Origin of the sequence: Klebsiella sp. C349492 (assembly GCF_042055345.1) — a bacterium.
In the GTDB taxonomy this organism is placed as follows: Bacteria; Pseudomonadota; Gammaproteobacteria; order Enterobacterales; family Enterobacteriaceae; genus Klebsiella; species Klebsiella scottii.
Genome location: NZ_JANQCE010000009.1, coordinates 102,950 through 127,294 on the forward strand (window position 1 = coordinate 102,950; position 24,345 = coordinate 127,294).

Sequence of the window (24,345 nt, forward strand, 5' to 3'; positions counted from 1 at the left end):
ACATGAGTGTGATTGCGCAGGCAGGGGCGAAGGGTCGTCAGCTGCACAAATTTGGTGGGAGTAGTTTAGCGGATGCGAAATGTTACCTGCGCGTCGCGGGGATCATGACGGAATACTCGCAGGCTGGCGATATGATGGTTGTCTCCGCCGCCGGCAGCACCACCAACCAGCTGATTAGCTGGCTGAAGCTCAGCCAGACCGATCGCCTCTCTGCGCATCAGGTACAGCAGTCGCTGCGTCGTTATCAGATGGAGCTGATCTCCGGTCTGCTGTCGGCAGACGCTGCCGACACGCTTATCGCGACCTTCATTCACGATCTTGAACGACTGGCGGGTTTACTGGATAGCGGCGTCACCGATGCGGTATACGCTGAGGTGGTTGGCCACGGCGAAGTCTGGTCCGCGCGCCTGATGGCTGCGGTTCTCAATCAGCTGGGGCTGGAAGCCGCGTGGCTTGATGCGCGTAGCTTCCTGCGCGCCGAGCGTTCGGCACAGCCGCAGGTGGATGAAGGTTTATCCTACCCGCTGCTGCAGCAGCTCATGGCGCAGCATCCGAACAAACGTCTGGTGGTAACCGGCTTTATCTCGCGTAACAACGCCGGAGAAACCGTGCTGCTGGGACGTAACGGCTCCGACTATTCCGCGACCCAAATTGGTGCCCTTGCCGGCGCGTCCCGCGTCACTATCTGGAGCGATGTCGCCGGCGTCTATAGCGCTGACCCGCGTAAAGTGAAGGATGCCTGCCTGCTGCCGCTGCTGCGCCTGGATGAGGCCAGCGAGCTGGCTCGCCTGGCGGCGCCGGTTCTGCATGCGCGTACGCTCCAGCCGGTCTCCGGCAGCGATATCGATCTGCAGCTGCGCTGCAGCTACACGCCCGATCAGGGTTCTACGCGTATTGAACGCGTTCTGGCCTCCGGGACCGGGGCGCGAATTGTCACCAGCCATGACGACGTGTGCCTGATTGAGTTCCAGGTTCCCGCGGGCCAGGATTTCAAGCTGGCGCACAAGGAGCTGGATCTGATCTTTAAACGCGCTCAGCTGCGCCCGCTGGCCGTTGGCGTCCATGCCGACCGCAAGCTGCTGCAGTTCTGCTATACCGCTGAAGTGGCGGACAGCGCGCTGAGGCTGCTCGATGAAGCCGGTTTACCGGGCGAGCTGCGTTTGCGCCAGAAGCTGGCGCTGGTGGCGATGGTTGGCGCGGGCGTCACCCGCAATCCGCTGCACTGCCACCGCTTCTGGCAGCAGCTGAAGGGGCAGCCTGTCGAGTTTACCTGGCAATCTGAAGAGGGGATTAGCCTGGTTGCCGTGCTGCGCGCGGGCCCAACGGAGAGCCTGATTCAGGGTCTGCACCAGTCGCTGTTCCGCGCGGAAAAGCGTATTGGTCTGGTGCTCTTTGGTAAAGGCAACATCGGTTCCCGCTGGCTGGAGCTGTTTGCCCGCGAGCAAACCACGCTTTCCGCCCGCACCGGCTTTGAGTTTGTCCTCGCCGGGGTGGTGGATAGCCGCCGCAGCCTGCTGAATTATGAAGGGCTGGACGCCAGCCGCGCGCTGGCCTTCTTCCATGATGAAGCCGTTGAGCAGGATGAAGAATCGCTGTTCCTGTGGATGCGTGCCCACCCGTATGATGATTTAGTGGTGCTGGACGTGACCGCCAGCGCGCAGCTGGCCGATCAGTATCTTGATTTTGCCAGCCACGGCTTCCACGTGATCAGCGCCAATAAGCTGGCCGGGGCCAGCAGCAGCGATAAGTACCGCCAGATCCACGACGCGTTTGAGAAAACGGGGCGTCATTGGCTGTACAACGCGACCGTCGGCGCCGGACTGCCGGTAAACCACACGGTGCGCGATCTGATCGATAGCGGCGATACCATTCTGGCGCTGAGCGGTATTTTCTCCGGGACGCTCTCCTGGCTGTTCCTGCAGTTTGACGGGACGGTACCCTTTACTGACCTGGTCGATCAGGCATGGCAGCAGGGGCTGACTGAACCGGATCCGCGCGTTGACCTTTCGGGTAAAGACGTGATGCGTAAGCTGGTGATCCTCGCGCGTGAGGCGGGCTATGATATCGAGCCTGATCAGGTGCGCGTTGAATCGCTGGTGCCGGCGCACTGCGAAGAAGGGTCCGTCGATCACTTCTTTGAGAATGGCGAAGAGCTGAACGAGCAGATGCTACAGCGCCTTGAGGCCGCCCGTGAAATGGGCCTGGTCCTGCGCTATGTCGCGCGTTTCGACGCCAACGGCAAGGCGCGCGTTGGCGTTGAAGCCGTGCGCCAGGAGCATCCGCTGGCGGCACTGCTGCCGTGCGATAACGTGTTTGCTATCGACAGCCGCTGGTATCGTGATAACCCGCTGGTGATCCGCGGCCCGGGCGCGGGGCGCGATGTTACCGCTGGCGCGATTCAATCGGATATTAATCGCCTGGCGCAGCTGCTGTAGTCTCCGTATCAGAGAGGCCGGGCGCCCGTCCGGTCTCTCTTTCCGCCAGGCCTGGCGAACACCTCTTTGGCGGCAAACAGCCCGTTCAGGGCGGCCGGGAATCCGGCATAGACCGCCATCTGCATGATCGCTTCAACGATCTCTTCCTGCGTCAGGCCGACGTGCAGTCCGGCTGCGATGTGCACCTTTAGCTGCGGGGCAGCATTGCCTAAAGCGGTCAGCGCGGCAATGGTGGCGATTTCACGACTGCGCAAATCGAGCCCGGGTCTTGCGTAAATATCGCCAAAAGGGAACTCAACCAGAAAGCGGGCAAAATCAGGGGCGATGTCGCTCAGGCTGTTAACGACGGCTTCGCCGCCCTTACCGTCAACGCGCTGCAGCATTTCCATACCGGTAGTAAAACGTTCTGAAGTCACGATCTTTCCTCATAATGTGGGGTGTGATGAGGAGGTTAAGAAAGTTTGCCGGGCTTGAGTAATACCCTTTTCGTGATACCTTTTCGGTATGACAAATTTACGCCTCTATTCTCTGGATCTTCGTCTGCTGCGCTATTTTGCCGTGGTGGCGGAGGAGAACAATATTAGCCGGGCGGCGCAGCGCTTATTTATCTCACAGCCGCCGCTTAGCCGTCATATCCGTCACCTGGAAGAGCAGCTGGGAACCGCGCTATTCGTGCGCCATACCCGGGGCCTGATCCTGACCGAGGACGGGCAGCGGGTGCTGGATATGATTCGCCCTCTGCTGGCGCTACAGGAACAAACCTTAACCGCCCTGGGCCAGCTGTCTGATAGCGGGCAGCCGCCGCTGCGGCTCGGGCTGACAACCGCCTTTGAACAGGGGGTCTTTACCGCCGCTGAAGCTGCGCTGAGGGATAATGCCCGCACTTTGCAGATTAGCCGTCACGGCTCGCCATCCCTGGCGCAGCAGGTGCGCAAGGGCCGGCTGGACGCGGCGCTGGTGGCGCTTCCCCTTGATGCCAGCGGGCTGATTTTATCCCCCTTGCCCTATCAGGAGCCGCTGATCGCCGCGCTGCCGGCGTCATGGCCGGAATCCAGCGTCGCCGGACTGGCTCTAAGGGACTTTAACCATCGGCCGCTGTTTTGGTTTAAACGCGAGCGCAATCCGGCATTTTTTGACTACACCCGACGGATGTTTGAACGCGCGGGGTATACGCCTGCCTACGTGGAAGAGCCCGTAGAACATGACGTTCTGCTGGCCCGCATCGCGCGCGGGGAGGGGATGATTTTGCTGCCGGCATCCTTTGCCGCTATCCAGCGTCAGGGCGTGGTATTTCATCCGCTGGATGGGGCCAGCCTGCATTTTCCGCTGGCGTTAGGCGTGGTAACGCTGCCGCAGAATGACGCTTTGCTTGCGTGGCTGATCCCTGTGCTTGAAGAATCATTAGCTTAGCGCCAAACCCTACGGCGTTTAGCCGAAATGACGTGAACTAATTTCATCTTCCCTGAATATTCCTCACTCTTTACGCTGATTTTTCTGTTGACGCCCGGGCTCTTTTCCGTCATTTTTACATCTGGACGTCTAAACGTATAGAAGTTCGCAACACGACAAACAATAAAATGCGATTGATGAGGTAAGGTATGAGCTTTTTTCACGCCAATCAGCGGGAAGCCCTGAATCAGAGCCTGGCAGAAGTGCAGGGCCAGATTAATGTGTCTTTTGAATTCTTTCCGCCGCGGACCAGTGAAATGGAGCAAACCCTGTGGAAATCCATCGATCGCTTAAGCAGCCTGAAGCCAAAATTTGTTTCAGTGACGTACGGGGCTAACTCCGGTGAACGCGACCGTACCCACAGCATCATCAAAGGTATCAAAGAACGTACCGGCCTTGAGGCGGCGCCGCACCTGACCTGTATCGACGCCAGCCGCGACGAGCTGCGCACAATTGCTCAGGATTACTGGAACAACGGGATCCGCCATATCGTCGCCCTACGCGGCGACCTGCCGCCGGGTAGCGGTAAGCCGGATATGTACGCTGCGGACCTGGTTACGCTGCTGAAAGAAGTGGGCGATTTTGATATCTCCGTTGCGGCTTATCCGGAAGTCCATCCGGAAGCGAAAAGCGCCCAGGCGGATCTCCTGAACCTGAAGCGTAAGGTCGATGCTGGCGCGAACCGGGCGATTACCCAGTTCTTCTTTGATGTTGAAAGCTACCTGCGTTTTCGCGATCGCTGCGTCTCCGCGGGGATTGATGTTGAAATTATCCCGGGCATTCTGCCGGTATCCAACTTCAAGCAGGCGAAGAAATTTGCCGACATGACCAACGTGCGTATTCCAACGTGGATGTCGAAAATGTTCGAAGGTCTGGATAATGATGCGGAAACTCGCCAGCTGGTGGGGGCGAACATCGCCATGGATATGGTCAAAATTTTAAGCCGCGAAGGGGTGAAGGATTTTCACTTTTACACTTTAAACCGCGCGGAGATGAGCTACGCGATTTGCCACACGCTGGGCGTGCGCCCGGCGGTGTAAAAAAAGGCCCTCTTCGAGGGCCTTTTTTGTTTATTCCCACTCCTCCAGGAAACGTTGCCCGTACTGGTCAGCGACCAGCAGCGCGGCGTAGACCTGATCCGCCGTGGCTCCGCCAGGCATATTATGGATAGTTTCTCCCTCTGCGCAGGCGGCTTCGGCGACGATCCGCATTTTACGCGGAATATCCTCTTTGATATCCAGCTGGGCCAGGGTGAGCGGCAGGCCCACGCTGTGACACAGAGCGGCGGCGGTTTCAATCTCTTCTACCGGCGCGTTTTCCAGCACCAGCTGCGTCAGCGTTCCGAAGGCAACCTTTTCTCCGTGATAGTAATGATGGGCGTCCGGCAGGGCGGTCAGGCCGTTGTGAATCGCGTGCGCGGCGGCGAGGCCGCCGCTTTCAAAACCGACGCCGCTGAGATAGGTGTTGGCCTCGATAACTTTTTCCAGCGCAGGCGTGACAACATGCTGCTCCGCCGCCAGCATCGCTTTTTCACCCTCTTCAATCAGCGTGTGGTAGCACAGTTCAGCCAGCGCCAGCGCCGCCTGCGTGCACTTACCGCCGGCCATGGTGGTAGCGCCGCTGCGCGAACAGGCGCGGGCTTCAAACCAGGTGGCCAGCGCGTCGCCGATACCGGCCGCCAGCAGGCGTGGCGGAGCGCCGGCAACAATCTGGGTATCAACAATAACCATGTTTGGGTTGCGCGGCAGCATCAGATAGCTGTCGAACTCGCCCTCGTCGGTATAGATAACCGAGAGCGCGCTGCAGGGGGCGTCGGTGGAGGCGATGGTTGGGGCAATCACCACCGGTAGATTCATAAAATGTGCTAATGCTTTTGCGGTATCCAGCGTTTTTCCGCCGCCGATACCCAGCACGGCATTGCAGCGGGCTGAGCCTGCAATATCGCGCAAGCGATTGATTTCATTATGTGAGCATTCGCCACCGAACGGGGCGATTTCGGCGACAAGGTCGGCTTCGGTCAGGCTTTGACGCAGCTTTTCTTCGGCAAAGCCCAGCACAAACTTGTCGCCAACGATAAGCCAGCGCTCGGCCAGCGGTTTGAGATAGCCACCGAGGCGGGTGATAGCATTTGCACCCTGAATGTATTTGCCTGGCGATTGAATGATGCGATCCATTTCTATTCCTCCTGGATGACCGTGATACCGCCCTCGGGCGGTTAGCCGATCGGGTTACAGGTTCAGATTTCCAAAAGCGCTACTCCAGTCGTGCTCAAACTTCTCTATTGCTGATTCTACCGCAGGCGTGCCGAGCATTTGTTGCGCTACATCTAAAGGAAGGGTGATAGCTTCACACCCGGCCAGCAGGCAGTCCAGCGCCTGGCGCGGGGTTTTAAAGCTGGCGGCCAGGACTTTGCTGCCCGGCGCGTGCAGCTCCAGCAGGGTCTGCAGCTCCTGCACCATACGGATGCCATCGCCGCCCTGGGCGTCAACGCGGTTGACGTAAGGCGCGACGTATTTTGCCCCGGCCAGCGCCGCCAGCACACCCTGAGAGGCGCTGTAGACCGCGGTACCGAGCGTGGTGATACCCTCTTTTTTCAGCAGCTTTATCGCGGCGAGGCCTTCGGCGGTGACCGGGATTTTTACCACAATGCCGGGTATGGCGTTACTCAGGCGTTTTGCTTCTTCAACCATGCCCTGCGCGTCGCGGCTCATGGTCTGGGCAAACAGGACCCCATCCGGGCCAACGGCTTTTTGCAGGCGCGGCAGAACGTCCCAAACCGACGTTTTTCCCGCCGCGATGATGCTGGGGTTGGTGGTTACTCCGGCCAGCGGGTAGATGCGTGCCAGGCGTTCAACTTCTGCTACGTTCGCGGTGTCCAGATAGAGTTCCATAGCCTTTCCTCAATTCTCAATTCAGTGACGTTGAGATAAGAATACGGCCTCTGCCCGGCGGGTCGCCAGATGACAAATTTGCCAAAAACTGGATAAATGTACGCATTGCGGGTAAGGGTGACTTAGATCACGTTTATCCGCCTGTGCCTGGCGTTCCTGGAGAGATCCGTGGGGATGGCTGACAGGGAGAACTTACAAAAATCTAGTTTTCCGCCGGCGGATGCTTTTCCGTCAGCTGGCTATGATACTGGCGACGATATTCTGACGGCGAGCGTTCGGTATTTTTACGAAACAGGCGGCAGAAGTAGTTACTGTCGGCAAAGCCGCAGGCGTGGGCGACATCCTTAACCTTCATATCATGGCCCTTTAGCAGCATTCGGGCCTGTTCGAGACGAACGTGGTTCAGGTATTCGTTAAAGCCCATGGGGCCGCATTTCTGGAACAGATGGGAGAGATAGTTGGGGGAGAGGTAAAACTCCTCGGCGACCGACTCACGGGTTAAGGGTTCGGCGAAGCGAGCATCGATATATTTTCGGATGGCTTCAAACAGCGCCTGGCTGCGGGAAGAGGTTTGAACCTGGCTGCCGAGAAGATCGGCGCAGTGGCTTAGCAGGCCGATCACGATGTAGCGCGCCGTTTGCTGCTCCTGCGGCTGCATCTGCATTTCATTGAGAGCCTGCAGCAGAAAGGAGCCCACGCGAGGGCCGCGGCGCGGCGTCTGCACTCTTTCTTCAATATGCAGCGTCTTGCCGTCCCAGCGCTGGAGGGTGAACTCCAGCTGCTGCTTACCAAACTGAATGCTCAACGCGGTGCAGGGCGCCTGCCACTGCGGAAGATTCCAGCCGCCTGCGGGGATATACAGCACATCATAGCGGGCAAGCAGCGCCGGCTCGGCCTTGATGCCGGGATCGCCGCGCTGGCCTTCGAGGATAACGTCGAGGCGCGGAAAATCGACCTGCAGCGCCAGCCCGGAGGCCGGGCGATGCTCCGTGGTAAAGCGAACCTGCCTGATTGCCGTCGGGCCTTTAATTAAAGCGTCAATGTGCTGACTGAGATGGCCGTCCATTCCTGCTCCTTAAAAAGCCCCACGTTTTTATCATACCCGACATCGCGGGAAGGGCAAAAGTCAGGCGGATCTCCGCGCATCAGATGTTGCACAATATAAATGTTATGTTATATCGTAACCATCGATTGCAAAAGTTAACTCAGGAGAGAGTAATGACCAGAAAGATACCCGCATTTGCGCTCGGCGTCGGCATGCTGCTGGCCGGTAGCCAGGCTTTTGCCCACGGCCACCACAGCCACGGCCCCGCATTGACGGAGGCGGAAGTTAAGGCGAGCGAAGGCATTTTCGCCGATAAAGACGTCAAGGATCGCCCGTTAAGCGACTGGGATGGAATCTGGCAATCGGTGAATCCGTATCTGCTTAATGGGGACCTGGATCCGGTGCTGGAGCAGAAGGCCAAAAAAGCGGGGGGGAAAAGCGTCGCCGAGTATCGGGAATATTATAAGAAGGGGTACGCCACCGACGTTGATCAAATTGGGATTGAAGACAACGTGATGGAGTTCCACGTCGGGAAAGACGTTAACGCCTGCCGATACGCCTATTCCGGCTATAAGATCCTGCACTATGCTTCCGGCAAGAAAGGCGTGCGTTATTTATTTGAATGCCAGCAGGCAGACTCGAAAGCGCCAAAATTCGTTCAGTTTAGCGATCATACGATTGGCCCGAGAAAATCACAGCATTTTCATATCTTTATGGGGAATGATTCGCACGAGTCCCTGCTGAAAGAGATGGACAACTGGCCGACGTACTACCCTTATGCGCTGCATAAAGAGCAAATTGTCGACGAGATGCTGCACCATTAATAAAAATCCCCGGATAGGGCGCGTACGGCGCTATCCGGGGATTTATGCTGACGAAGGGCGGAGGTTAGCCGGTGTTACGCATACCAGCAGCAACGCCCGCGATGGTGACCATCAGCGCCTGCTCAACGCGCGGGTCCGGATCCTTGCCCTGCTCTTCCGCCAGACGTGAACGGTGCAGCAGCTCGGCCTGCAGGACGTTCAGCGGGTCGGTATAGATATTACGTAACTGGATAGACTCGGCAATCCACGGCAGATCGGCCATCAGGTGAGAATCGTTGGCGATATCGAGCACCACGTTGATCCCTGAAGACAACAGCTCGCGCAGCTCGCTGCCGAGGCCCCACAGCTCTGGTTTCACCAGGCGCTGATCGTAATATTCCGCCAGCCACAGGTCGGCCTTCGAGAACACCATTTCCAGCATCCCAAGACGGGTTGAGAAGAATGGCCAGTCGCGACACATGGTTTCCAGCTCGTTCTGTTTGCCATCTTCCACCACTTTCTGCAGCGCGGCGCCGGCACCCAGCCAGGCCGGCAGCATCAGGCGGTTCTGCGTCCAGGCGAAGATCCACGGGATTGCGCGCAGTGATTCTACCCCGCCGGTAGCACGGCGTTTCGCCGGGCGTGAGCCGAGCGGCAGTTTGCCCAGCTCCTGCTCCGGAGTGGCGGAGCGGAAGTAAGGTACGAAGTCTTTATTTTCACGAACGTAGCCGCGGTACATTTCACAAGAAATGTCGGACAGCTCGGCCATGATATCGCGCCACTCCGGTTTGGGTTCCGGCGGCGGCAGCAGGTTTGCTTCGAGAATGGCGCTGGTATACAGCGACAGGCTGCTGATGGTGACTTCCGGCAGGCCGAACTTGAAGCGGATCATTTCGCCCTGCTCGGTGACGCGCAGACCGCCTTTCAGGCTGCCTGGAGGCTGAGAAAGAAGCGCCGCGTGCGCCGGGGCGCCGCCGCGGCCGATAGAACCGCCGCGACCGTGGAACAGCGTCAGCTCAATACCGGCTTTTTCGCAGGTTTTGATCAGCGCGTCCTGAGCCTGGTATTGCGCCCAGGAAGCGGCCATGACGCCCGCATCTTTCGCTGAGTCAGAATAGCCGATCATGACCATCTGCTTGCCCTGAATAAAGCCGCGATACCAGTCGATATTCAGCAGCTGGGTCATCACGTCGTTGGCGTTATTCAGATCGTCCAGGGTTTCAAACAGCGGAGCAACCGGCAGCGCGAAGCCAATACCGGCTTCTTTGAGCAGCAGGTGCACGGCCAGCACGTCAGACGGCGTCTTCGCCATGGAGATCACGTAAGCGGCAATGGATCCGTGCGGCGCTTCGGCGATCACTCTGCAGGTATCGAGAACTTCGCGGGTTTCATTGCTTGGCTCCCACTGGCGTGGCAGCAGCGGGCGCTTGGAGTTCAGCTCGCGGATCAGGAATGCCTGCTTGTCGGCTTCTGACCAGCTTTCATAATCGCCGATACCGAGATAGCGGGTCATTTCGCCCAGCGCTTCGGTATGGCGGGTGCTTTCCTGACGGATGTCGATACGTACCAGCGGCACGCCGAACGACTTCACGCGGCGCAGGGTATCGAGCAGCTCACCGTTGGCGATAATGCCCATGCCGCAGGCCTGCAGGGATTTATAGCAGGCATAAAGCGGCTCCCACAGCTGTTCGTTTTGGGTAATCAGGCCGGCGGGTTTCGGCAGCTTCTGTCCTTTCAGGCGAGCTTCCAGCCAGGACTGCGTATCCATCAGCTGGGTACGCAGCTTTTTCATCAGATAGCGGTACGGCTCCTGCGCCCCTTCGGCGCCGGCCATCTCGCGCAGTTCGTCGGTACACTCGACCATCGACAGCTCGGAAATCAGCAGCTGGACGTCTTTGAGGAACAGATCGGTGGCTTTCCAGCGGCTGAGCAGCAGCACGTGGCGGGTGATATCGGAGGTTACGTTTGGGTTACCGTCGCGGTCACCGCCCATCCAGGAGGTGAAGCGCACCGGGACGAAGTCAACCGGCAGCTGATAGCCGAGGTTTTCTTCCAGCTGTTCGTTCAGCTCGCGCAGGTAGTTCGGCACGCCTTCCCACAGGCTGTTTTCGACGACCGCAAAGCCCCATTTCGCCTCGTCAACCGGCGTCGGGCGATATTTACGGATTTCATCGGTGTGCCATGACTGGGCGATCAGCTGGCGCAGGCGGCGCATCAGCTGGTGGTGCTCGTAGTCAGCGATCTCTTTGTTATCGAGCTGCTTCAGGCAGTTATTCACTTCCACCATTTTGTGGATCAGCGTGCGGCGGGTGATTTCGGTCGGGTGGGCGGTTAACACCAGCTCCAGCGACAGCGACTCCACCGCTTTTTTAATGGTGTCTTCGTTGAGATGGGATTGGCCTTTGAGCTTTCTCAGGGTACGGGCAATCACTTCCGGATTGCTGGCCGCTTCGCCGTTTGGCGAAATGCTGTGGTACTGCTCAGCGGTATTGGCCAGGTTCAGAAACTGGCTGAAGGCGCGTGCTACCGGCAGCAGCTCATCGTTGGACAAGTTTTGCAGCGTGGTGAGCAGTTCCTGGCGATTGGCTTCATTGCCCGCGCGTGAAGACTTGGACAATTTACGGATAGTTTCGACACGATCAAGAATGTTCTCTCCAAGTGCATCCTTGATGGTATCGCCCAGCACTTTACCGAGCATACTGACATTACTACGCAAAGCGGAATATTGTTCGTTCATGTTACCCCAGACACCCCATCTCATTTTATTTTGTTATATCCGCTACTCGGCAACGATGAGCCGCGGATAAGCAGCCGTCTTTTATAAAGCCACGTAAAAACCCCCACGTCAATTGTTGCGAAATCGCTTCAGCAAACGAATAAATGGCGGCAATTTGCGAAATTTAACTCAGAGGTCGCTTGATAAGCATTGCTTATGGGAATGTGACAATTGTCACTGTCCCGCCCCTGGCTAAAGGGCGGGAAAAGAGCGATTTTAGTGCCAGCAGAAATGATGGACCACCTGGCTGATAAGCTCGCGGGTAGGCTTAATAAACCGGGTTTCCAGAAACTCATCCGGCTGGTGGGCCTGGTTGATTGAGCCAGGGCCGAGGACCAGCGTCGGGCAGATGGTCTGGATAAACGGCGCTTCGGTGCAGTAGTTAACGACTTCGGTTTGTGCGCCGAGCAGTTTTTCCACCACCTGCACGAGCTGATGATCCGGCGGGCACTCATAGCCGGGGATCGGCGGATGGAGTTCGCTAACGGTTAAACGACCCGGCCAGCGTTCGCTGACCGGCGCCAGCGCTTCATCCAGCAGTCCGTTGAGATCGTTGAGCGTCATACCCGGCAGCGGACGAATATCCATATGCAGCTCGCAGCAGGCGCAGATGCGGTTAGATGCGTCGCCGCCGTGAATCGAGCCGAGGTTGAGCGTCGGGTACGGTACGGTGAAGGCGGCAAAGTGATAGCGCTCTTTCAGCACATCGCGCAGCTGCATGATGCGGCCAATGGCGTCGTGCATGAGTTCAATGGCGTTAACTCCGCGCGCCGGATCGCTGGAGTGGCCGGACTGGCCCTGAACGCGCACGGCGGTGGAGATATGGCCCTTGTGCGCTCGCACCGGCTGCAGGGACGTTGGTTCGCCGATAATCGCGCAATCCGGGCGCAGGCGGGTGGTTTCGGCAAAGTAGCGGGCCCCGGCCATGCTGGTCTCTTCATCGGCGGTAGCCAGAATATAGAGCGGTTTTTTGAGTTTACTGACATCAACATCGCGCAGGGCGTCAAGAATAAAGGCGAAGAAGCCCTTCATGTCGGCGGTGCCGAGACCGTAAAGCTTGTTGTCATGCTCGGTGAGGGCGAACGGATCGCGGGTCCAGCGGCCATCATCGAACGGCACGGTATCGGTATGCCCGGCGAGCAGCAGGCCGCCGGCGCCCTGGCCGGTACTGGCCAGCATGTTAAATTTATTGCGCGTATCCGGTACCGGCTGAACTTCGACATTGAAGCCAATTTCACGAAACCAGCCTGCCAGCAAATTGATTAAAGTCTCATTGCTTTGATCCAGCGACTCTTCGGTTGCGCTGATGGAGGGTGTGGCGATCAATGCGCGGTAAATCTCGATAAACGGTGGTAAATTGTTTTTCATTGTTGACACACCTCGGGTCATGATAGTATCAATATTCATGCAGTATTTGTGAATAAAAATACATTATCGTTGAGCGTAAGAAAACCCATCTAATGTAAGGAAATACTCTTACGGCTTAACAGGGTGAGGAAGATAACGGTCTTCCCAGGCAAACAGATGTAAGAAGGTGAAGAGCCCCAATGTTGAATACGCTGATAGTGGGTGCCAGCGGTTATGCCGGCGCAGAGCTAGTGACCTATGTAAATCGCCATCCTCATATGACCATAACCGCTTTGACGGTCTCCTCGCAAAGTAATGATGCGGGGAAATTGATTTCCGATTTACATCCGCAGCTGAAAGGTATTGTCGATCTGCCGCTGCAGCCAATGTCAGATATCAGCGAATTTAGCGCCGGGGTGGATGTCGTCTTCCTTGCAACCGCCCATGAAGTGAGCCACGACCTGGCGCCGCAGTTTCTCGCCGCCGGCTGCGTGGTGTTCGATCTCTCCGGCGCGTTCCGCGTGAACGACGGCGCTTTCTACGAGAAATATTACGGCTTTACTCATCAGCATCCGGCGTTGCTTGAGCAGGCGGTATATGGCCTGGCCGAGTGGAGCGTCGAGCGGCTTAAAGAGGCAAATTTAGTCGCCGTTCCGGGCTGCTACCCGACCGCAGCCCAGCTGTCGTTAAAACCGCTGATCGATGCCGGGCTGCTGGATCTTAACCAGTGGCCGGTGATCAACGCGACCAGCGGCGTTAGCGGAGCGGGCCGTAAGGCGGCGATCGGCAACAGCTTCTGTGAAGTGAGCCTGCAGCCGTACGGTGTTTTCAACCATCGTCACCACCCGGAAATCTCTACTCACCTTGGTGCTGAGGTTATTTTTACTCCGCATCTGGGCAACTTTAAGCGCGGCATTCTGGAAACCATCACCTGTCGTCTGAAACCGGGCGTCAGCAAAGAGCAGGTGGCCGCCGTTTTCCAGCAGGCATACGCCGATAAACCGCTGGTACGTTTATACGATAACGCGCTGCCGGCATTGAAAAACGTCGTGGGTCTGCCATTCTGTGATATCGGTTTTGCGGTCCAGGATGAGCATATCATCGTGGTGGCGGCGGAAGATAACCTGCTTAAAGGCGCAGCGGCGCAGGCAGTACAGTGCGCGAATATTCGTTTCGGCTTCGCTGAGACGCAGTCTCTTATTTAAGGTGTGATGATGAACCCATTAATTATCAAACTCGGCGGCGTGTTGCTGGATAGCGAAGAAGCGCTGGAGCGTCTGTTTACCGCGCTGGTGAATTACCGTGAAACGCATCAGCGTCCGCTGATTATCGTGCACGGCGGCGGCTGCGTGGTCGATGAGCTGATGAAGCAGCTTAACCTGCCGGTAAGCAAGAAAAATGGGCTGCGGGTAACGCCGGCGGATCAAATCGACATTATTACCGGCGCGCTGGCGGGAACCGCCAATAAAACGCTGCTGGCGTGGGCGAAAAAGCACGGTATAGCCAGCGTTGGCCTGTTCCTCGGCGATGGCGATAGCGTTAAGGTGACTCAGCTTGCCGAAGATCTGGGGCACGTTGGCCTGGCCCAGCCGGGCTCGCCGGCGCTGATTAATACCCTGCTGGCGAGCGGCTACCTGCCGGTGGTTAGCTCTATCGGCGTTACCGATGAAGGGCAGCTGATGAACGTCAACGCCGATCAGGCAGCGACCGCGCTGGCGGCGACTCTCGGCGCCGATCTGATCCTGCTTTCCGACGTCAGCGGTATCCTTGATGGCAAAGGTCAGCGCATTGCGGAGATGACCGCGGAGAAGGCGGAGCAGCTGATTGAACAGGGTATTATTACCGACGGCATGATCGTAAAAGTGAACGCCGCGCTGGATGCGGCGCGCGCGCTGGGTCGCCCGGTGGATATTGCCTCCTGGCGCCACGCGGAGCAGCTGCCGGCGCTGTTTAACGGCACGCCGATCGGCACGCGTATTCTGGCCTGATTGAAAACATTTGCAGACGGGAAGCGTAGGGCTTCCCGGCAGAAATAAACAAATTTGAAGGAAGCACATTATGGCACTTTGGGGCGGGCGTTTTACTCAGGCAGCAGATCAGCGGTTCAAACAGTTCAACGACTCTTTGCGCTTCGACTATCGCCTGGCGGAGCAGGATATCATTGGCTCTGTTGCCTGGTCCAAAGCGCTGGTGACGGTTGGCGTGCTGAGCGCTGGCGAACAGCTGGAGCTGGAAGAGGCGCTGGGCGTCCTGCTGGAAGAGGTGCGGGCTAACCCGCAGCAAATCCTTGAAAGCGATGCTGAAGATATTCATAGCTGGGTGGAAGGCAAGCTGATCGACAAAGTCGGCCAGTTGGGTAAAAAACTGCATACCGGCCGTAGCCGCAACGATCAGGTGGCGACTGACCTGAAGCTGTGGTGCAAGGATACTATCGCCGAGCTGCTCTCTGCGAATCGTCAGCTGCAGGGCGCGTTAGTTGAAACGGCGCAGAATAATCAGGATGCCGTGATGCCGGGCTACACCCATCTGCAGCGCGCGCAGCCGGTTACGTTCGCCCACTGGTGTCTGGCCTATGTGGAAATGCTGGCGCGTGATGAAAGCCGTCTGCAGGACTCCCTGAAGCGCCTCGACGTCAGCCCGCTGGGCAGCGGCGCGCTGGCGGGTACCGCCTATGAAATCGATCGTGAACAGCTGGCCGGCTGGCTGGGCTTCGCTTCCGCGACCCGCAATAGCCTGGATAGCGTGTCCGACCGTGACCACGTTCTGGAGCTGCTTTCCGGCGCCTCGATTGGGATGGTGCACCTGTCGCGTTTTGCTGAAGACCTGATTTTCTTTAATACAGGCGAAGCGGGCTTTATTGAACTCTCCGATCGCGTGACCTCCGGCTCATCCCTGATGCCGCAGAAGAAAAACCCGGACGCGCTGGAGCTGATCCGCGGTAAGTGCGGCCGTGTTCAGGGGGCGCTGACCGGCATGATGATGACACTGAAAGGCCTGCCGCTGGCCTACAACAAAGATATGCAGGAAGATAAAGAAGGGCTGTTTGACGCCCTCGATACCTGGCTTGATTGCCTGCATATGGCCGCACTGGTGCTGGACGGCATTCAGGTGAAGCGCCCGCGTTGCGAAGAAGCGGCGCAGCAGGGTTACGCCAATGCGACCGAGCTGGCGGATTATCTGGTGGCGAAAGGCGTACCGTTCCGTGAAGCGCACCATATTGTCGGCGAAGCGGTTGTCGAGGCGATTGCTCAAGGTAAGCCGCTGGAAGCGCTGGCGCTGGCGGACCTGCAGAAATTCAGCAGCGTGATTGCCGATGATGTCTACCCCATTCTGTCGCTGCAATCCTGTCTTGATAAGCGCGCGGCCAAAGGCGGTGTTTCACCGAAGCAGGTTGCGCAGGCGATCGCCGATGCGCAGCAGCGCCTGGTTTAAGCCGGTAGCCTGCTGGCCCCGGCGGGCGTATTAGGGACCAAAAATTAGAAGCTCGAGCGATGCTCGGGCTTTTTTATGCAAAAAAAAGCGGACACGAGGTCCGCAAAAGTTCACGTTGGCTTTAGTTGTTCGGTTAGGGAAAACGTTGAGGCAATTCGGTGATTTTCTGATACCGGCCTCGTTTCTGGGCTTATTATTGAACAGAAAACTTGATAGGGATAATCGTTCGTTGCTATGCTATCTATCGCCATGAACTATCATGGCGACGGAGGATGAATAATGAATATTCGCGATCTTGAATACCTGGTTGCGCTAGCCGAGCACCGCCACTTCCGGCGCGCCGCGGACTCTTGCCACGTTAGCCAACCCACGCTTAGCGGGCAGATCCGCAAGCTGGAGGATGAGCTTGGGGTTATGTTGCTGGAGCGCACCAGCCGTAAGGTTCTGTTTACCCAAGCTGGACTGCTGCTGGTGGATCAGGCGCGTACGGTGTTGCGCGAAGTAAAAGTGCTCAAGGAAATGGCAAGCCAACAGGGCGAGACGATGTCCGGGCCGCTGCATATCGGCCTGATTCCAACTATTGGCCCGTATCTGCTGCCGCAGATTATCCCGATGCTGCACCAGACTTTTCCAAAGCTGGAAATGTATCTGCATGAAGCTCAAACCCATCAGCTGCTGGCCCAGCTGGATAGCGGCAAGCTTGACTGCGCTATCCTGGCGCTGGTTAAAGAGAGCGAAGCCTTTATTGAGGTGCCGCTGTTTGATGAGCCGATGATGCTGGCTATCTACGAAGATCACCCGTGGGCCAACCGTGACCGCGTGCCGATGTCCGATTTAGCCGGGGAGAAGCTGCTGATGCTGGAAGATGGCCACTGTCTGCGCGATCAGGCGATGGGCTTCTGTTTCGAGGCCGGTGCGGATGAAGATACGCATTTCCGCGCCACCAGTCTTGAAACGCTGCGTAACATGGTTGCTGCCGGGAGCGGTATTACCCTGCTGCCTGCGCTAGCGGTGCCGCAGGAGAGAAAGCGCGATGGCGTGGTGTACATTCCGTGCATTAAGCCCGAGCCGCGACGCACCATTGGGCTGGTTTATCGCCCCGGTTCGCCGCTGCGCAGCCGCTATGAACATCTGGCGGAGGCCATCCGTAGCACTATGGATGGCCATTTCGACGAAGCGTTAAAACAGGCGGTTTAAGCCATTTAACGCGGCTACCCGATAGGCTTCCGCCATCGTCGGGTAGTTAAAGGTGGTGTTGACGAAGTACTCGATGGTGTTACCGCCACCTTTCTGCTCCATAATCGCCTGGCCGATGTGAATAATTTCGGCCGCGCGCTCGCCAAAGCAATGAATGCCAAGGATCTCTTTCGTTTCCCTGTGGAACAGGATTTTCAGGGTTCCCACGCTCATACCGACGATCTGCGCGCGCGCCAGGTGCTTGAACTGTGCGCGACCCACTTCGTACGGGACCTTCATGGCGGTCAGCTGCTGCTCGGTTTTACCCACTGAGCTGATTTCCGGAATGGTATAGATCCCGGTTGGAATATCTTCAATCAGATGGGCCGAAGCCTCGCCTTTAATCAGCGCCTGCGCGGCGATGCGTCCCTGATCGTAAGCGGCCGAAGCCAGGCTCGGATAGCCGATAACGTCGCCAACGGCATAGATATGCGGCAGCGCGGTCTGATACATGCTGTTCACCTTCAGCTGGCCGCGGCTATCGGTTTGCAGACCGATATTTTCCAGCGCCAGGGAGTCGGTATTACCGGTACGACCGTTGGCATACAGCAGGCAGTCTGCCTTCAGTTTTTTGCCCGATTTCAGATGCATGATCACGCCATCATCCACGGCTTCAATCTTCTCGTACTCTTCGTTGTGACGAATCACCACGCCGCTGTTCCAGAAGTGATAGGAGAGGGAGTCGGACATCTCCTGGTCGAGGAACGCCAGCAGCCGATCGCGGGTGTTGATCAGGTCCACCTTCACTTCCATCCCGCGGAAGATTGACGCGTATTCGCAGCCAATGACCCCTGCGCCGTAGATGATCACATGGCGCGGTTCGTGCTGAAGGCTGAGAATGGAGTCGCTGTCGTACACGCGGGGATGGGAAAAATCGACGTCCGTCGGATGGTACGGACGTGAGCCGCAGGCGATAACGAATTTTTCGGCGGTGACCGTTTCAACGGTGCCGTCGTGACACTCCAGGGCCAGCGTATGGTCATCAACGAAGTGCGCATTGCCCTGCAGGATTTCGCAGTGGTTGCGCTCATAGAATCCCTGACGCATATGGGTCTGCTGGTTAATGACGCTGTCGGCATGGTTAAGAATGTCGGCGAAGGAGGAGCGAAGAAGGCGGGAATGGTCGCTGTAGAGAGGGTTTTGGTTAAACTCGATAATACGGCTGACGGCGTGGCGGAGCGCTTTCGACGGGATGGTTCCCCAGTGGGTACAGCCACCGCCGACGTTATGGTAGCGTTCAATAACGGCAACGCGGGCTCCCTGTTTAACCAGTCCCATCGCAGCGCCTTCGCCGCCGGGGCCGGAACCAATTACTATTGCATCATAATCCCAAGAGTGCGACATGGCATTACTCACCTGTTTTATACATAAAATAAACACGATGATAACATTCGCCGCAGTTTAACCCAATTATCGTTGTGCTTTTTTGCGGCATAAAAGCATGATCGGCTCGTAAACAATCTTTCACAAACCAGTGTAAACCGATTAGTTTTATCTCTGGTATAGTGCCAGCAGGGCTATTGGAAGGATTCATACAACGTGATGGGCGTAAGAGCGCTACAAAAAGAGAAAACCCGGCGTTCGCTGGTAGAAGCGGCATTTAGCCAACTTAGCGCCGAACGGAGTTTCGCCAGCTTAAGCCTGCGTGAAGTTGCGCGTGAGGCGGGGATCGCGCCGACCTCCTTTTATCGTCATTTTCGCGATGTCGATGAGCTCGGTCTGACGATGGTCGATGAGAGCGGACTCATGCTGCGCCAGCTAATGCGCCAGGCGCGCCAGCGTATTGCCAAAGGCGGCAGCGTGATTCGCACCTCGGTCTCTACCTTTATGGAGTTTATCGGCAATAACCCGAACGCTTTTCGCCTGTTGTTGCGCGAACGTTCAGGGACTTCCGCGGCGTTTCGTGCCGCCGTGGCGCGCGAAATTCAGCATTTCATCGCGGAACTTGCCGATTATTTAGAAATCGAAAATCACATGCCGCGCGCCTTTACTGAAGCGCAGGCCGAAGCGATGGTCACCATCGTGTTTAGCGCCGGCGCTGAGGCGCTGGACGTCGGGCTTGAACAGCGTCGACAGCTGGAAGAACGGCTGGTGCTGCAGCTAAGAATGATCTCGAAAGGCGCGTATTACTGGTATCGCCGTGAACAAGAAAAAATATCAAATCATTCCGTATAACGTGAAGGACGAGCAATGAAACACTCAGTTCAAGATAAAGGTACGCTGCTGCTGGCGCTGATCGCTGGCTTATCGATTAACGGAACCTTCGCCGCATTGTTCAGCTCGATTGTTCCCTTTTCCATTTTCCCGGTGCTGTCTCTGCTGCTGACGGTCTACTGCCTGCACCAGCGCTATCAGAACCGGAGTATGCCCGTGGGGCTGCCGGGCCTGGCTGCTGCCTGTTTCATTCTCGGGGTTCTGCTGTACAGCACCGTGGTGCGGGCGGAGTATCCGGACATCGGCTCTAACTTCTTCCCGGCCGTGCTGTCGGTCATTACGGTATTCTGGATAGGCTACCGGATGCGTAACCGGAAGGATGCGGCGGCAGAGTAACCGCTTAACGCCAGAACCCGGCAAGCATTGTGGTGCCGGGTTCTGTAAAAATCGCCTACCTGCGGGTTAATAAGACGCCGCACTCCATATGATGGGTATACGGGAACTGATCGAACAGCGCCAGACGCGTAATGTCATGGGTCTGGCTGAGGGTTTCCAGGTTCTGGCACAGCGTCTCCGGGTTGCAGGAGATATACAGAATTCGCGGATATGCCTGTACCATTTTCTCCGTTTCGCTATCCAGCCCGCTGCGCGGCGGATCGACAAAAATCGTCTCACACTGATAGCTTTGCAGGTCGATACCCTGCAGGCGGTTAAACTCCCGCACGCCGTTCATTGCCTGAGTAAACTCCTCTGCCGCCATACGGATAATCTGCACGTTATCGATATGGTTGGCCGCAATGTTGTACTGCGCCGCAGCGACGGAAGGTTTGGCGATTTCCGTGGCCAGCACGCGATCGAAATTACGCGCCAGCGCCAGGGAAAAGTTGCCGTTACCGCAGTACAGCTCCAGTAAATCCCCGGTTGCTCCTTGCGTACTCTCCAGCGCCCACTCCAGCATCTGGATATTCATCGCCGCATTCGGTTGGGTGAAGCTGTTCTCAACCTGGCGGTAGATCATTTCGCGACCGGCCACCGGCAGACGTTCGTCGATGTAGTCCTGATCAAGCTCGATTTTCGTTTTGGTTGCCCGGCCAATCAGGTGCACGTTGAGATTTTGCGCGCGCAGCGCGTCGCGTAATGCTTCCGCCTGTTGACGCCACTCGTCGCCAAGCTTTTTGTGATACAGCAGCGATACTACGGCCTGGTTGCTCATGGTCGTCAGGTAGTCGACCTGAAATAGCTTATGCCGCAGAACCGGGTTATCGCGCACGCCGTCGAGGATGGCGACCATCAGCTGATTGATAAGCTCGCTGGCCGCCGGGAAGCTATCGACGCGAATCCGCGATTTGGTCTGCTGGTCAAACATAATGTGGTAGAGATCGTCCCCATCGTGCCACAGGCGGAACTCTGCGCGCATGCGATAGTGGCTGACCGGCGAACGAAAAACCTCCGGAACCGGGGCGGCAAAAGGCGCCATCATTTTTTGCAAACGAATGACTTTCTCTGCCAGCTGCGCTTCATATTGTTCGGTTGGAAGGTGTTCGGGGGTCATGATGCATCCTGAATAAAATAAGTACGCGGGGATTGTAGGGAAAGCATCAGGGAAGTCCAGCCCGGATGATGGATCAAATATAATTATAGAAGTCTGGACTTCTATATGTTTCTGATTATAGCATTGTGTAACCGGTCCTGTGAGTTAAAAGGGAACCCAGTGTAAATCTGGGGCTGACGCGCAGCGGTAAGGAAGGTGGGATGAACGCAATCTGCAGACACTGCCGATATCCGGTGGGAAGTCCTCATCCATAACACGCCCCGAGCCCGAAGACCTGCCGGTATACGTCGCATTTGGTTTCTATCATCGCGTGCTACTGATGAAACCCGCGGCATCCTTTATATGTTACGGATGCTTTTACAATGATTAAAAAAGCTTCGCTGATGACGGCTCTCTCCGTCACGGCATTTTCCGGCTGGGCGCAAGACAGCAATTCAGACACGTTAGTGGTGACAGCAAATCGTTTTCAACAGCCGGTCAATACGGTCCTTGCACCGACCGATGTGGTTACCCGGGAAGATATCGATCGCTGGCAATCAAAGGATTTAAACGACGTGATGCGTCGTCTGCCGGGCGTTGACGTCGCACAGTATGGAGGAATGGGGCAGACTTCTTCCCTGTTTATTCGCGGTACTGAGGCGAAGCAGGTGCTGGTGCTGGTTGATGGTATCCCAATGTCCCGCCCCGGTATTACGAATAACCCCGATCTGAATCAAATACCGCTGTCGCTGGTACAGCGCGTGGAGTATATCCGCGGCCCGCGTTCGGCTATTTATGGTTCCGGTGCGATGGGGGGCGTGATTAACGTCATCACCCATGCCGATAAAGAACAATCTAAGATCACCGCCGGCGTTGGTTCTGAAGGCTATCAGCAATATGATGGCACCCTGCGTCATCGCTTTGGCGATACGGTCGCCACGGTGGCCGGCTCTTATGAGGGTAACAAAGGCTTTAACGTCCAGCCAGGCTCAACCTGGGACCACGACCAGGATCGCGACGGCTTCCGTAGCAAAGCGTTCTGGGGCAGCCTGGAGCATAAATTTAACGATAGCTTTGATGGCTTCTTCCGCGGTCGTAGTTACACCAACAACACTGATTACGATTTGGGAAGCCCGCCGTACACTCCAGCCTACAGCGCAGATGAAGAGCAGCTCTATAATCAGAGCTGGGACGCGGGACTGAAGTACAGTTCCGGGATCTACTCTTCACAGCTCGTCGCCAGTTATCAGAAGGTCAAAGACTACAACTACAGCAGTATCTATGGCCGTTACAATGATGGTACCACGCTCGATCGAATGACCCAGCGTAATCTGCAGTGGGGTAATAACCTTATTGTTGGTCATGGCTCGGTGAGCGCTGGCGTAGACTGGCAGCAGCAGCGTTTGACCTCGTCGGATACGGTATTATCGGACACCTACAAGCGTGATAACACCGGCCTGTATCTGACCGGGCAGCAGCAGTTTGGCGATGTGACCCTCGAAGCCTCCGGCCGCGAAGATCACGACGAACAGTTTGGCTGGCACGGAACCTGGCAGACCACTGCCGGCTGGGAGTTTGTCGAAAACTATCGTGTGACCCTGGGCTATGGTACCGGCTTCCTCGCCCCTTCGCTGGGACAACAGTTTGGCTCGACCCGCTTTGGCATCAACTCAAATCCAAACCTGAAGCCTGAAGAGTCGCAGCAGTGGGAAGCCGGACTTGAAGGGCTAACCGGACCGCTGGACTGGCGTCTCTCCGCATATCACTACAAGATTACTAACCTGATTACCTACTACTCAGACCCTGTCACCTATGAAGGCGAGTATGACAATATCAACGCCGCGACGATTAAAGGCGTTGAATGGACGGGAAGTGTGGATACCGGTATTTTCAGCCATCGCGTCACGTTGCAATATGTCGACCCGCGTAATGATGATAATGGCGAAGTCCTGGCCCGACGCTCTAAGCGGCAGGCGAAGTACCAGGTGGACTGGACGATGTTTAACGTCGATATGGATGTGTCGTGGCAGTATTATGGTAAGCGCTACGATAACAACACGTCCCAGTACAATAATACGCAAAGAATTTTGCCAAGCTACAGCACGCTTGATGTATCTGCCGCGTATCCGATCACCGATCGCCTGACAGTTCGTGGTAAAATAGCCAACCTGTTCGATAAAGATTACGAGACAGCTTATGGCTACCAAACTGCAGGACGAGAATACTACTTGTCTGGCAGCTACACCTTCTGATCCACGTCCCACCGTGCTGGTGTTTGACTCCGGCGTCGGTGGGTTGTCGGTTTATAATGAGATTCGGCAGCTGCTGCCGAATCTGCATTACATCTACGCTTTCGATAACGTGGCTTTTCCTTACGGGGAGAAGAGCGAAGAGTTCATCGTTGAGCGCGTGCTTGAAATTGTCACCGCTGTTCAACAGCGTTATCCGCTGGCGCTGGCCGTCATTGCCTGCAACACCGCAAGTACCGTTTCCCTTCCCGCTCTTCGTGACCGCTTTGCTTTTCCCGTTGTGGGCGTGGTTCCGGCGATTAAGCCTGCGGCCCGCTTGACGGCTAACGGCGTCGTCGGCCTGCTGGCGACGCGCGGTACGGTCAAACGCCCCTATACGCGTGAGCTGATCAGCCGCTTTGCTAATGAATGCAAAATAGAGATGCTGGGTTCCGCGGAGCTGGTCGAGCTGGCGGAAGCGAAGCTGCACGGCGAGCCGGTGCCGTTGGATGAACTGCGGCGTATTCTGCGCCCGTGGCTGCGAATGGCCGAACCGCCTGATACGGTGGTGCTGGGCTGCACCCATTTCCCTCTATTACAGGAAGAGCTGCAGCAGGTGATGCCGGAAGGAACGCGAATGATTGATTCCGGTGCCGCCATCGCCCGTCGCACCGTCTGGCTGCTGGAACATGAGGCGCCGGATGCGAAATCCAGCGATCCAAACCTGGCATACTGCATGGCGCTGACGGCGGAAACTGAACAGCTTTTACCCGTTTTACAGCGCTACGGCTTTGAAACGCTGGAAAAACTGCCAGTTTAGGCCCGTTTTGGTGAAAAAAGAGACGGTTGAAAAGTTTTTTGAAAACAGGACTTGTCAACGTCAGAGAACTGCCTATAATGCGCCTCCACTGACACGGAACAACGGCCAGCACGCCGCCGGGTCAGCAGGCTTCAGCGCTGAATATCAGCCGCGAAAGCCGACGGAGAAAAGCAAAATAAACGCTTGACTCTGAATGAG

General features: G+C 56.8%; 20 protein-coding genes and 1 riboswitch. Of the genes, 12 read left to right on the plus strand and 8 right to left on the minus strand.

Annotated features, from left to right (window positions below):
- Positions 1-2: 2 nt before the first annotated feature.
- On the plus strand, positions 3-2,435 hold the full coding sequence (locus NWP14_RS25855; RefSeq protein WP_095105388.1) for a bifunctional aspartate kinase/homoserine dehydrogenase II: 2,433 nt from the start codon (positions 3-5) through the stop codon (positions 2,433-2,435).
- Between the two features lie 8 nt (positions 2,436-2,443).
- Here NWP14_RS25855 and NWP14_RS25860 read toward each other — a convergent pair whose 3' ends face one another.
- Positions 2,444-2,851, minus strand: a complete 408-nt coding sequence (locus NWP14_RS25860; RefSeq protein ID WP_095105390.1) for a carboxymuconolactone decarboxylase family protein — start codon at positions 2,849-2,851, stop codon at positions 2,444-2,446.
- Positions 2,852-2,939: 88 nt separating this feature from the next.
- Between NWP14_RS25860 and NWP14_RS25865 the strand changes: the two genes are divergently transcribed.
- Both NWP14_RS25865 and metF read left to right on the plus strand, forming a co-directional pair.
- On the plus strand, positions 2,940-3,845 hold the full coding sequence (locus NWP14_RS25865; protein ID WP_375216207.1) for a LysR family transcriptional regulator: 906 nt from the start codon (positions 2,940-2,942) through the stop codon (positions 3,843-3,845).
- A gap of 188 nt (positions 3,846-4,033) precedes the next feature.
- Complete coding sequence (gene metF, locus NWP14_RS25870) at positions 4,034-4,924, plus strand: methylenetetrahydrofolate reductase (protein WP_095105394.1); 891 nt, start codon at positions 4,034-4,036, stop codon at positions 4,922-4,924.
- Between the two features lie 30 nt (positions 4,925-4,954).
- On the opposite strand, the gene NWP14_RS25875 is transcribed toward metF, so the two are convergent.
- The 3 genes from NWP14_RS25875 to NWP14_RS25885 form a co-directional block, all read right to left on the minus strand.
- Positions 4,955-6,058, minus strand: coding sequence for a glycerol dehydrogenase (locus tag NWP14_RS25875; protein ID WP_375216208.1), 1,104 nt, complete (start codon positions 6,056-6,058; stop codon positions 4,955-4,957).
- Between the two features lie 54 nt (positions 6,059-6,112).
- Entirely contained in the window at positions 6,113-6,775 is a 663-nt protein-coding gene (fsa, locus tag NWP14_RS25880; RefSeq protein WP_375216209.1) for a fructose-6-phosphate aldolase, read from the minus strand.
- 202 nt (positions 6,776-6,977) lie between these two features.
- Positions 6,978-7,841, minus strand: coding sequence for a helix-turn-helix transcriptional regulator (locus NWP14_RS25885; protein ID WP_375216210.1), 864 nt, complete (start codon positions 7,839-7,841; stop codon positions 6,978-6,980).
- Positions 7,842-7,993: 152 nt separating this feature from the next.
- Here NWP14_RS25885 and zinT point away from each other — a divergent pair, with 152 nt between their 5' ends.
- Complete coding sequence (gene zinT, locus NWP14_RS25890; RefSeq protein WP_095105402.1) at positions 7,994-8,644, plus strand: metal-binding protein ZinT; 651 nt, start codon at positions 7,994-7,996, stop codon at positions 8,642-8,644.
- Positions 8,645-8,708: 64 nt separating this feature from the next.
- Here the strand turns inward: zinT and ppc are convergent, their stop codons facing one another.
- Positions 8,709-11,360 (minus strand): phosphoenolpyruvate carboxylase, encoded by a 2,652-nt coding sequence (gene ppc, locus NWP14_RS25895; RefSeq protein WP_095105404.1) that lies wholly within the window; start codon positions 11,358-11,360, stop codon positions 8,709-8,711.
- A 255-nt stretch (positions 11,361-11,615) separates the two neighbouring features.
- A complete protein-coding gene (gene argE / locus NWP14_RS25900; RefSeq protein WP_095105406.1) occupies positions 11,616-12,767 on the minus strand; it encodes an acetylornithine deacetylase in 1,152 nt (383 codons plus the stop codon).
- Between the two features lie 179 nt (positions 12,768-12,946).
- On the opposite strand from argE, the gene argC reads away from it, so the two are divergent.
- The 4 genes from argC (at position 12,947) to oxyR (ending at position 17,375) form a co-directional block, all read left to right on the plus strand.
- Positions 12,947-13,951 carry an N-acetyl-gamma-glutamyl-phosphate reductase gene (gene argC, locus NWP14_RS25905; protein WP_095105408.1) on the plus strand — a complete coding sequence of 335 codons (1,005 nt, stop codon included), beginning with the start codon at positions 12,947-12,949 and terminating at the stop codon, positions 13,949-13,951.
- A 6-nt stretch (positions 13,952-13,957) separates the two neighbouring features.
- Complete coding sequence (gene argB, locus NWP14_RS25910) at positions 13,958-14,734, plus strand: acetylglutamate kinase (RefSeq protein ID WP_095105410.1); 777 nt, start codon at positions 13,958-13,960, stop codon at positions 14,732-14,734.
- A gap of 70 nt (positions 14,735-14,804) precedes the next feature.
- Positions 14,805-16,178, plus strand: a complete 1,374-nt coding sequence (gene argH / locus NWP14_RS25915) for an argininosuccinate lyase (protein WP_095105412.1) — start codon at positions 14,805-14,807, stop codon at positions 16,176-16,178.
- 279 nt (positions 16,179-16,457) lie between these two features.
- A complete protein-coding gene (gene oxyR, locus NWP14_RS25920) occupies positions 16,458-17,375 on the plus strand; it encodes a DNA-binding transcriptional regulator OxyR (RefSeq protein WP_095105414.1) in 918 nt (305 codons plus the stop codon).
- Here oxyR and sthA read toward each other — a convergent pair.
- A complete protein-coding gene (gene sthA, locus NWP14_RS25925) occupies positions 17,358-18,758 on the minus strand; it encodes a Si-specific NAD(P)(+) transhydrogenase (protein WP_095105418.1) in 1,401 nt (466 codons plus the stop codon). The genes oxyR and sthA overlap by 18 nt on opposite strands.
- 195 nt (positions 18,759-18,953) lie before the next feature.
- Here sthA and fabR point away from each other — a divergent pair, with 195 nt between their 5' ends.
- Positions 18,954-19,589, plus strand: coding sequence for an HTH-type transcriptional repressor FabR (fabR, locus tag NWP14_RS25930; protein ID WP_095105424.1), 636 nt, complete (start codon positions 18,954-18,956; stop codon positions 19,587-19,589).
- Positions 19,590-19,604: 15 nt separating this feature from the next.
- Positions 19,605-19,964, plus strand: coding sequence for a YijD family membrane protein (locus NWP14_RS25935; RefSeq protein WP_045853643.1), 360 nt, complete (start codon positions 19,605-19,607; stop codon positions 19,962-19,964).
- Between the two features lie 55 nt (positions 19,965-20,019).
- Here the strand turns inward: NWP14_RS25935 and trmA are convergent, their stop codons facing one another.
- The gene (gene trmA / locus NWP14_RS25940) at positions 20,020-21,120 is read right to left on the minus strand and encodes a tRNA (uridine(54)-C5)-methyltransferase TrmA (RefSeq protein ID WP_095105428.1); all 1,101 of its coding nucleotides are present in this window, start codon (positions 21,118-21,120) and stop codon (positions 20,020-20,022) included.
- Positions 21,121-21,235: 115 nt separating this feature from the next.
- A riboswitch (cobalamin riboswitch) is annotated at positions 21,236-21,417 on the plus strand.
- Between the two features lie 65 nt (positions 21,418-21,482).
- Between trmA and btuB the strand changes: the two genes are divergently transcribed.
- Positions 21,483-23,351 carry a TonB-dependent vitamin B12 receptor BtuB gene (btuB, locus tag NWP14_RS25945; protein WP_331833594.1) on the plus strand — a complete coding sequence of 623 codons (1,869 nt, stop codon included), beginning with the start codon at positions 21,483-21,485 and terminating at the stop codon, positions 23,349-23,351.
- Positions 23,296-24,147 (plus strand): glutamate racemase, encoded by an 852-nt coding sequence (gene murI / locus NWP14_RS25950; RefSeq protein WP_331833593.1) that lies wholly within the window; start codon positions 23,296-23,298, stop codon positions 24,145-24,147. The genes btuB and murI overlap by 56 nt, the downstream gene beginning before the upstream one ends.
- The last annotated feature ends 198 nt before the right edge of the window (positions 24,148-24,345 follow it).

Excerpts from the sequence above, each read along its gene's own strand:
- NWP14_RS25855 (WP_095105388.1), top strand. The coding sequence starts at position 3 with ATGAGTGTGATTGCGCAGGCAGGGGCGAAGGGTCGTCAGCTGCACAAA.
- NWP14_RS25865 (WP_375216207.1), top strand. The coding sequence starts at position 2,940 with ATGACAAATTTACGCCTCTATTCTCTGGATCTTCGTCTGCTGCGCTAT.
- metF (WP_095105394.1), top strand. The coding sequence starts at position 4,034 with ATGAGCTTTTTTCACGCCAATCAGCGGGAAGCCCTGAATCAGAGCCTG.
- NWP14_RS25875 (WP_375216208.1), bottom strand. The coding sequence starts at position 6,058 with ATGGATCGCATCATTCAATCGCCAGGCAAATACATTCAGGGTGCAAAT.
- fsa (WP_375216209.1), bottom strand. The coding sequence starts at position 6,775 with ATGGAACTCTATCTGGACACCGCGAACGTAGCAGAAGTTGAACGCCTG.
- NWP14_RS25885 (WP_375216210.1), bottom strand. The coding sequence starts at position 7,841 with ATGGACGGCCATCTCAGTCAGCACATTGACGCTTTAATTAAAGGCCCG.
- zinT (WP_095105402.1), top strand. The coding sequence starts at position 7,994 with ATGACCAGAAAGATACCCGCATTTGCGCTCGGCGTCGGCATGCTGCTG.
- ppc (WP_095105404.1), bottom strand. The coding sequence starts at position 11,360 with ATGAACGAACAATATTCCGCTTTGCGTAGTAATGTCAGTATGCTCGGT.
- argE (WP_095105406.1), bottom strand. The coding sequence starts at position 12,767 with ATGAAAAACAATTTACCACCGTTTATCGAGATTTACCGCGCATTGATC.
- argC (WP_095105408.1), top strand. The coding sequence starts at position 12,947 with ATGTTGAATACGCTGATAGTGGGTGCCAGCGGTTATGCCGGCGCAGAG.
- argB (WP_095105410.1), top strand. The coding sequence starts at position 13,958 with ATGATGAACCCATTAATTATCAAACTCGGCGGCGTGTTGCTGGATAGC.
- argH (WP_095105412.1), top strand. The coding sequence starts at position 14,805 with ATGGCACTTTGGGGCGGGCGTTTTACTCAGGCAGCAGATCAGCGGTTC.
- oxyR (WP_095105414.1), top strand. The coding sequence starts at position 16,458 with ATGAATATTCGCGATCTTGAATACCTGGTTGCGCTAGCCGAGCACCGC.
- sthA (WP_095105418.1), bottom strand. The coding sequence starts at position 18,758 with ATGTCGCACTCTTGGGATTATGATGCAATAGTAATTGGTTCCGGCCCC.
- NWP14_RS25935 (WP_045853643.1), top strand. The coding sequence starts at position 19,605 with ATGAAACACTCAGTTCAAGATAAAGGTACGCTGCTGCTGGCGCTGATC.
- trmA (WP_095105428.1), bottom strand. The coding sequence starts at position 21,120 with ATGACCCCCGAACACCTTCCAACCGAACAATATGAAGCGCAGCTGGCA.
- btuB (WP_331833594.1), top strand. The coding sequence starts at position 21,483 with ATGATTAAAAAAGCTTCGCTGATGACGGCTCTCTCCGTCACGGCATTT.
- murI (WP_331833593.1), top strand. The coding sequence starts at position 23,296 with ATGGCTACCAAACTGCAGGACGAGAATACTACTTGTCTGGCAGCTACA.